Consider the following 1,826-nt stretch of genomic DNA (forward strand, 5'->3'; position numbering starts at 1 on the left):
CTTCGGCCCGGTCCTGTCCATCCTGCGCTACGAGGACGAGGAGGACGCCCTGCGGATCGCCAACGGCACCGTGTACGGGCTCGCGGGCGCGGTGGCTGGGGCCTGTTCCTCTGTGTGGCCGGTCTCCGATCAAGACTCCGTGGGCACCACCAGCACTCCCTGGCAGGACCTCTGTGAACACTGCCTCGCGTCGCATCCTCCACGCCCGCGTGCGGCACCTCGGCGAGCAGTACACCGAGTCGGTCCGCCTACGCACCGAGACAGACCCGGCGGGCGCGGATCGTACAGCGCACGCCCGCCGAGCCACCGCCCCAGCTCGGTGGTCAGGGCGACGCCGTCGTCTATCTCTTCCGGCCGCCAGCCGGTGATGTCGAGCAGCAGTCCGTCCAGGGGCCCGCCGACCAGGACGGCGTACGTCTGGTGCGGGAGCGGGCCGGGGTTGGGGTCGTCGTGGTCGTGGCCGTACACCCGGCCTCGCAGCAGCTGCTCGTCATCGGCGTTCATCCGACCAGCCTTCCAGCCACCGCCGACAGTGCGGGCTTGACGGCTCAGGTGCGGAAGCGGAAGCGCCAACCGCCGGCCTTCTGCGGTGCGACCTCTTCCTCTGCCTGTTCGCGGAGGTGCTCCTGCTCCTGGCGCCCGCGTTCGTCGGCTTCGGCCCGCTGCCTGGCTGCGACGGCCCGGTCCTGGCAGTCCTCACACAGGTGCGGGTGCGACTCGCGCGACTGGTTCCAGGCCCGTACGTCGACCGCCGCCCATCGGTCGTCGGTGAACTTGTGGCCGCAGTCCGTGCACACGGGCCGCCGCGCCTCCCGCTCTGCCGCCTCCTGCTCGTCGCGGCGCTGCTGCTCTTCTCGGGCGGCTTGGCGCTGGCGGGCGAGGGCCGCGTCGCGGCGCGGGTTGCCGATCGCCTCCAGCAGGGGCTGGCGCTCCTTGCGGCCCAAGCGCCAGAAGGCGGGGCCGGTCGGGCCGTGTTCGCGCAGCAGCTCCAGCGTGGTCGCCACGATGGGGATACGGCTGTCGTAGGAGTGGTAGCCGCCCTCGCTGTGCCACCGGCCCTGCCAGTGGGGGCGGGTGAGGCCGGCGACCTTCGCCATCTGCTTCTTCGCAGACCGCTTGCCGACCTGGTGGAAGACGAGCAGGACCGGAGGGTGCACCCGCTCGTATCCCTCCCACTCGGGCGCGGACCAGCGGGTGCGCCACATCGGCTTCTCGATGCCGTCGGTGTCCTTCTCCTTCCGCTGGAAAAACCGGGCGTACTTGTCGAACTTCGCGGCGATGAGGACGGCTTCCTCGGTGCAGTTGTCGGCCTCGATGAACAGCAGCGGCACCCCATCACCGGGAGCGGTCACAACAACGTCGGCGCGGGCGCTGCCGATCGCGGGGTTCTTCCAGGTGCCCTTCACCGGAAGCGCGACCTCTGTGGCGTAGGAGGTGAGGGTGCCGATCCCGTCCGGGGCGTCGACGGCGACCCGCGCGGCGGCGACCGCTTCGGCCGGCTCCCCGACGACCAGGTCGAGGTCGGGCTTCGGACGGATCAGCGCGATGACCGTCTCGTTCACCGTCATCGGGTGGGAGGCCCCGGAGCGGCCCGCGCTCTTGGGCATGCCGCCCATCTCCTCCGGCTCACGGTCCAGGTCGATCGCGGCGGCGGCCAGCCCGGCCGCGGTGAGGATGCGCACCTCTTCACCACCCCGGGCGCGGCCGCCGTCGACGGCCAGGCCGTGACGCTACTGACTTCGGCTCGTTAGGGTGATCTTTCTCGAAGGCCCTGATGAGCCGGGAGTGGTGTCTGTATCCCGTGGTGTATGAGGTATGCGGATGGG

The 1,826-nt window shown here is 71.0% G+C and carries 1 protein-coding gene and 2 pseudogenes; 1 reads left to right on the forward strand and 2 read right to left on the reverse strand.

Annotated elements, in window-relative coordinates:
* Positions 1–91 (forward strand): annotated as a pseudogene (locus ABZV42_RS42170) (aldehyde dehydrogenase family protein); the annotation flags it as partial.
* A 179-nt stretch (positions 92–270) separates the two neighbouring features.
* Here ABZV42_RS42170 and ABZV42_RS42175 read toward each other — a convergent pair.
* Positions 271–504 (reverse strand): annotated as a pseudogene (locus tag ABZV42_RS42175) (hypothetical protein); the annotation flags it as partial.
* Positions 505–548: 44 nt separating this feature from the next.
* Positions 549–1,682 carry a replication-relaxation family protein gene (locus ABZV42_RS42180; protein ID WP_356057556.1) on the reverse strand — a complete coding sequence of 378 codons (1,134 nt, stop codon included), beginning with the start codon at positions 1,680–1,682 and terminating at the stop codon, positions 549–551.
* Between the last annotated feature and the right edge of the window lie 144 nt (positions 1,683–1,826).

The organism is Streptomyces sp. NPDC005281, from assembly GCF_040607495.1.
In the GTDB taxonomy this organism is placed as follows: Bacteria; Actinomycetota; Actinomycetes; order Streptomycetales; family Streptomycetaceae; genus Streptomyces.